General features: G+C 71.1%; 4 protein-coding genes and 2 pseudogenes. 3 read left to right on the forward strand and 3 right to left on the reverse strand.

The genetic code is table 11. From position 1 onward, the window contains the following. Nucleotides 1–120: 120 nt before the first annotated feature. Nucleotides 121–237 (reverse strand): annotated as a pseudogene (locus AOK11_RS46950) (transcriptional regulator); the annotation flags it as partial. 76 nt (nucleotides 238–313) lie between these two features. Here AOK11_RS46950 and AOK11_RS34630 point away from each other — a divergent pair. Further along, nucleotides 314–1,045 (forward strand): DUF7873 family protein, encoded by a 732-nt coding sequence (locus tag AOK11_RS34630; protein ID WP_055597623.1) that lies wholly within the window; start codon nucleotides 314–316, stop codon nucleotides 1,043–1,045. A 452-nt stretch (nucleotides 1,046–1,497) separates the two neighbouring features. Here the strand turns inward: AOK11_RS34630 and AOK11_RS34635 are convergent, their stop codons facing one another. After that, nucleotides 1,498–3,087: an acyl-CoA carboxylase subunit beta gene (locus AOK11_RS34635; protein ID WP_107098756.1), complete on the reverse strand. Its 1,590-nt coding sequence runs from the start codon at nucleotides 3,085–3,087 to the stop codon at nucleotides 1,498–1,500. Nucleotides 3,088–3,176: 89 nt separating this feature from the next. After that, on the reverse strand, nucleotides 3,177–3,968 hold the full coding sequence (locus AOK11_RS34640) for an AfsR/SARP family transcriptional regulator (protein ID WP_055597624.1): 792 nt from the start codon (nucleotides 3,966–3,968) through the stop codon (nucleotides 3,177–3,179). Nucleotides 3,969–4,268: 300 nt separating this feature from the next. Here AOK11_RS34640 and AOK11_RS34645 point away from each other — a divergent pair, with 300 nt between their 5' ends. Together AOK11_RS34645 and AOK11_RS46300 are read left to right on the forward strand one after the other, a co-directional pair. Next, nucleotides 4,269–4,505, forward strand: coding sequence for a hypothetical protein (locus tag AOK11_RS34645; RefSeq protein WP_055597625.1), 237 nt, complete (start codon nucleotides 4,269–4,271; stop codon nucleotides 4,503–4,505). After that, nucleotides 4,502–5,188: pseudogene (locus AOK11_RS46300) on the forward strand (hypothetical protein); the annotation flags it as partial. The gene AOK11_RS34645 and the pseudogene AOK11_RS46300, both read left to right, overlap by 4 nt.

Below are 5,188 nucleotides of genomic sequence, written 5' to 3' on the forward strand. Positions count from 1 at the left end.
CCCCATTCCCCCTTCCGGCAGGACAGCACCCACTCCCGACCGTGAGCGCGCCCGTCCGCGCTCACTCATCCACACCAGAACACACTCGTGCCCAGCCAAACCCCAACAGCTCCCAACCCCTTCGATGAACTCCGTCGACTCTCGCGGACTGAGAGCCTGGGACCGGATGGTCGCATAACGGGCGGCGGCCAGAATCCCTCGCTCCGGGGCGGTTTGCAGAGAGCCGGTTCCTTCCGAGCCCGAGCCGCCGGAAAATACGGCGACGGGAGCGGGGGCGACCGGCTAGGTTCCTGAGTGTTCTCAGGGGGATCACATGACCAAGCTGAACCAGATCATCGCTGTCGAAAAGGGCGTCAAGAGCAAGGCGGTTCAGGACGTCAACGGGGCGCACCAGAAGGTGCAGAAGCCCGCGCTGCTCGCCGGTATCTCGCGTACGTACCAGCCCAAGGACGAGGAGGGCGAGCAGTTGCCGCCCGAGTCCACGCGGGTGCAGGTGCAGGGCGAGGACGTGCTGCGCGAGATGGCGGCCTCGCTGACCCGGCTGTTCGACGTGACGGCGACCAAGGACTGGGCGAACTGCACGGCCCGCGCGGACGTCACCGTCGAGGGGCGGACCATTCTCGCCGACGTGCCGGTCAGCTACCTCCTCTTCCTGGAGAAGCAGCTCACCGATCTGCACGCCTTCGTCCGGAAGCTTCCCACGCTCGACGCCGCCGAGTCCTGGTCCCACGACCCGTCCACGGACTGGTGGAAGACGGACCCGGTCCGCACGATCCGTACCAAGAAGGTCCCCCGCAACCACGTCAAGGCCGAGGCGACCGAGAAGCACCCGGCGCAGGTCGAGGTGTACTACGAGGACGTGCCCATCGGGTACTGGACGACCGTGAAGTTCTCCGGCGCGCTCCCGGCGCGGCGGGTGAACGAGCTGGTGGAGCGGGTCGAGAAGCTCCAGCAGGCGGTCAAGTTCGCCCGCGAGGAGGCCAACGCCACCGAGATCACCGACCAGCGGGCCGGCGAGGCGGTGTTCGGCTACCTGTTCGGCTGACGCCGGGCCGGTAGCCTCCATGATCGCCCCCGCGTGCGAGCGCGGGGGTGCGCGACGGCGCGGGCCGGACTGAGGACCGGTTCGCGCGACGAGCGCAAGCTGAAACTGACGTTCAGCCTGAAGAAGCGGCCCTCCGAGCGGAGGCCGCGGTCAATCTCAGACTCTCGCTCCAGTCTCAGCATCGCTGCCGATCGCCGGAACGACCGAGGAAGGACGATTGCCGTCGGATGCGAGTTCAATTCTCGCCTGCACCTCTGCCTGGTGCGGTAGTTCAAAGGAAGAACACGACGGCTTGATGACTGATCCTCCCTCTTAAACGCGCCGGCGTGCGCAATGAGGTGGCATCCCCAGGGGCCCGGGAGCTGGATACGACTCCCGGGCTCCGTCACGTCCGGGCCGTGCCGTCGGCCGTCGCCCGGGCCGTGTCCCGCGGTGCTTCGTCCGACGCCGGATCACATCGGCGGGTTGCCGTGCTTGCGCTCCGGGAGGCGGGCGTTCTTGGTGCGGAGCATGGCCAGGGAGCGGATGAGGACCGTGCGGGTCTCCGCCGGGTCGATGACGTCGTCGACCAGGCCGCGTTCGGCCGCGTAGTACGGGTGCATCAGCTCGGCCTTGTACTCCTTGATCAGGCGGGCCCGGGTGGCGTCCGGGTCGTCGGAGGCGGCGATCTCGCGGCGGAAGACGACGTTGGCCGCGCCCTCCGCGCCCATCACCGCGATCTCGTTGGTCGGCCAGGCGAAGGACAGGTCGGCGCCGATGGAGCGGGAGTCCATGACGATGTAGGCGCCGCCGTAGGCCTTGCGGACGACCAGGGAGATGCGGGGGACGGTCGCGTTGCAGTAGGCGTACAGGAGCTTGGCGCCGTGGCGGATGATGCCGCCGTGCTCCTGGTCGACGCCGGGCAGGAAGCCGGGGACGTCGACCAGGGTGACCAGGGGGATGTTGAAGGCGTCGCAGGTCTGCACGAAGCGTGCGGCCTTCTCGGAGCCGTGGATGTCGAGGACGCCGGCGAGGGCGGCGGGCTGGTTGGCGATCAGGCCCACGACCTGGCCGTCCAGCCGGGCCAGCGCGCACACCACGTTGCGGGCCCAGGCCTCGTGGACCTCGAAGTAGTCGCCGTCGTCGACGATCTCCTCGATCACCCCGCGCATGTCGTAGGCCTGCTGGGGGTCGGCCGGGACCAGCGTCGTCAGTGCCTCGGTGCGGCGGTCGGCGGGGTCGTCGGACCGGACGGCGGGGGGCAGTTCGCGGTTGTTCTGGGGGAGCAGCGAGAGCAGGTGGCGGACGTCGGCCAGGCATTCGGTCTCGTCGTCGTGGGCGAAGCCGGAGACGCCGGAGAGGGAGGAGTGCACGTCGGCGCCGCCGAGGCCGTCGTGGGTGATCTGCTCGCCGGTGACGGCCTGGACGACGTCCGGGCCCGTGATGAACATCTGGGAGGTGCCGCGCACCATGAACACGAAGTCGGTCAGCGCGGGGGAGTAGGCGGCGCCGCCCGCGCACGGGCCGAGGACGACGCTGATCTGCGGGATGACGCCGGAGGAGCGGGTGTTGCGGCGGAAGATGCCGCCGTATCCGGCGAGCGCCGTGACGCCCTCCTGGATGCGGGCGCCGGCGCCGTCGCTGAGCCCGACGATCGGGGCGCCCGCCGCCTCGGCCAGGTCCATCACCTTGTGGATCTTCTCGGCGTGGGCCTCGCCCAGGGCGCCGCCGAAGACCCGGAAGTCGTGGGCGTAGGCGAAGACCGTACGGCCGTGCACCAGGCCCCAGCCGATGACGACTCCGTCGCCGTGCGGCTTGCGGTCCTCCAGGCCGAAGCCGGTGGCGCGGTGCCGGCGCAGCGGCTCGATCTCGGTGAACGTCCCGTCGTCGAAGAGGAGTCGCAGCCGCTCGGGCGCGGTGAGCTTGCCCTTGGCGTGCTGGCGCCGGGTCGCCGCGGGGTCGGGGCCCCGGCTCAGCTCCTCCTTCAGGCGCGTCAACTCGTCGGTGGAACGGCGCAGATCGGGAGCGGGCGCCAGAGCGAGGAGCTCGTCGAAGGTCGTCATTGCGGCACCGTAGGGACGCCGCCTCAAAGCCTCCGGCATGTTGTGTGGAGCGGGGGTGGAGCCCGGGTGGAGCGGTCGCCCGCGTGTCCTCAGTCCGCCGCGGCCGGGTGCAGGGCGTGGTCCGGATCGCCGGAGAGGACTGCCTGGTGGAGTTCCCGGAGCGGGCCGGACGGTTCCAGGCCCAGCTCGCGGACGAGGCTGCCGCGCAGCCGCTGGTAGGCCTCCAACGCCCGCCAGCTGCCACCGGTTCGGTGCAGGGCGCGCATCAACTGGCCGCAGAAACCCTCGTGGAGAGGGTGGCGTGCGGCCAGTACCCGTAGTTCGGGGACCACTTCGGCGTAGCGGCCGAGCCGCAGGTCCGCCTCGATGCGCCGCTCCAGGGCGGTGGTGCGCTCCTCGTTCAGCCGCAGCACCTCCAGCTCCAGCGCCGGGCCGACCGGTACGTCGACCAGGGCCGGCCCCTGCCACAGCGCGAGTGCGCGGCGCAGTGCGGCGGAGGCCGCCCGGTAGTCGCCGATCTCGAAGGCGGTACCGCCGCTCACGGCGAGCCGCTCGAACTCGTGGGCGTCGACCCTGCCCGGCTCCACCTGGAGCAGATAGCCGCCGAAGCGCGTCACCAGGACGTCCTTCGCCCGCCGCGGGTCGCCGTCGAGGGCGGTGGTGATCCGGCGGCGCAGCTGGAGGACGTACGTCTGCAGGGTGGTGGAGGCGCTGCGGGGGATGTGCTCGCCCCAGATCTCCTCCATCAGCGTGGGCACCGACACCACCCGGTCGGCGTGCAGGGCGAGCAGGGCCAGCAGCTGGCGGGGTTTCGCCGCGCTCGGCACCACTGAGACGCCGCGTTCCTGCGCGGCGAGCGAGCCCAGGACCTGGATCTCCATGTGTATCTCCCCCTTGGGCCACGGCCACCGGTGACGCGTGGCGGCCATATGGTTTCCGGCTCATGAGCGTCGCACCGCGGACCGTGCCCGGCCCAGTGAGCGGTGCACGAACCCGGGCATGAAAATCTCATGGGTGGCCGATGATCCGCACACTGACGGACGGGCGAATTCCGGCCGCAGACTTCCGAACCAGGCGCCGACCGCACCTTCGGTTCGGCACAGCCTGTTCCCATCGAGGACGTCGCCGGCGCGTGCGCCGCTTCGTCGGTCCACCGGTTTGTTCATCCACAGGGGGTTGTCATGAACGCTACCGAAAAGCTTGCGGGCTTCGCGGAACTGGTCTCTCGTACCGGGCTCGAGGACGTTTTCGTATCCGGACCCACCACCGCACGCGGCGCGTTCGGCGCGGCGTCGGGTGAACCCGTCGGCGCGGGAGGGGAGTCCGTCAGCGTCGAGAGCCTGAACTTCGCCGAGCCGGCGGGGGCGGAGTGGTGCATGTGCATCTCCGCGCTCCTCGACGCGCCGACCGCTGCGTGACCGAGGCACAGGCCCCGGGGCACGGCCCGTTCGTGGCGCTCAAGCGCCATGTGCGGGCTGTGCCCGCTCCGGGGGAGGCCGTGTTCATGTGGTCCGACACGGACGTGACGGCGGTGCGGGGAGCGGGCGCGAAGGCCCTGGTGTCGCTCCTCGACGGCAGCCGTACCCTGCCCGAACTGCTCCGGGACGCCGCTGCCGCCATGCCCGCCGAGGAGGCGGGCCGGGTCGTACGGCGCCTGGCCGAGGCCAATCTGGTGGGCTACCGCCACACCGCGCCGTGCCCGGCCGGCCTCACCGGTCTCACCGGTCTCACCGGCCCCGCCGGCCCCACCGGCCCCACCGGTCTCACCGGCCCCGCCGACCTCACCGGCACCGATCCCGCTTCCGTCCTCGGCTGCGCGTCCCCGCGCTCCGACCGCGAGCCCGCCGAGGCCTACTGGGACCGCGCCGGACTGGACGGCTTCGTCGCCGAGGACACCGTGCGCGGCACGCCCGTGGCGCTCATCGCCGTGGGGGACGTGGACCGCGAGGAGGTGCGCGCCGCCTGCCGTGCCTCCTCGATCACCGCGGTCGACGACGAGGAAGGCGCGGACGCGCCCTTCGCGCTCGTCCTCTGCGAGGACTACCTGGCACCCGAACTGCGCGCGGTCGAAGCCCGGTTGCGCGCGCAGTTCGGGTGCCAG

It is taken from the genome of Streptomyces hirsutus (assembly GCF_001418415.1).
In the GTDB taxonomy this organism is placed as follows: Bacteria; Actinomycetota; Actinomycetes; order Streptomycetales; family Streptomycetaceae; genus Streptomyces; species Streptomyces hirsutus.

Coding starts and splice junctions, on each gene's coding strand:
- AOK11_RS34630 (WP_055597623.1), top strand. CDS start 314: ATGACCAAGCTGAACCAGATCATCGCTGTCGAAAAGGGCGTCAAGAGC.
- AOK11_RS34635 (WP_107098756.1), bottom strand. CDS start 3,087: ATGACGACCTTCGACGAGCTCCTCGCTCTGGCGCCCGCTCCCGATCTG.
- AOK11_RS34640 (WP_055597624.1), bottom strand. CDS start 3,968: ATGGAGATCCAGGTCCTGGGCTCGCTCGCCGCGCAGGAACGCGGCGTC.
- AOK11_RS34645 (WP_055597625.1), top strand. CDS start 4,269: ATGAACGCTACCGAAAAGCTTGCGGGCTTCGCGGAACTGGTCTCTCGT.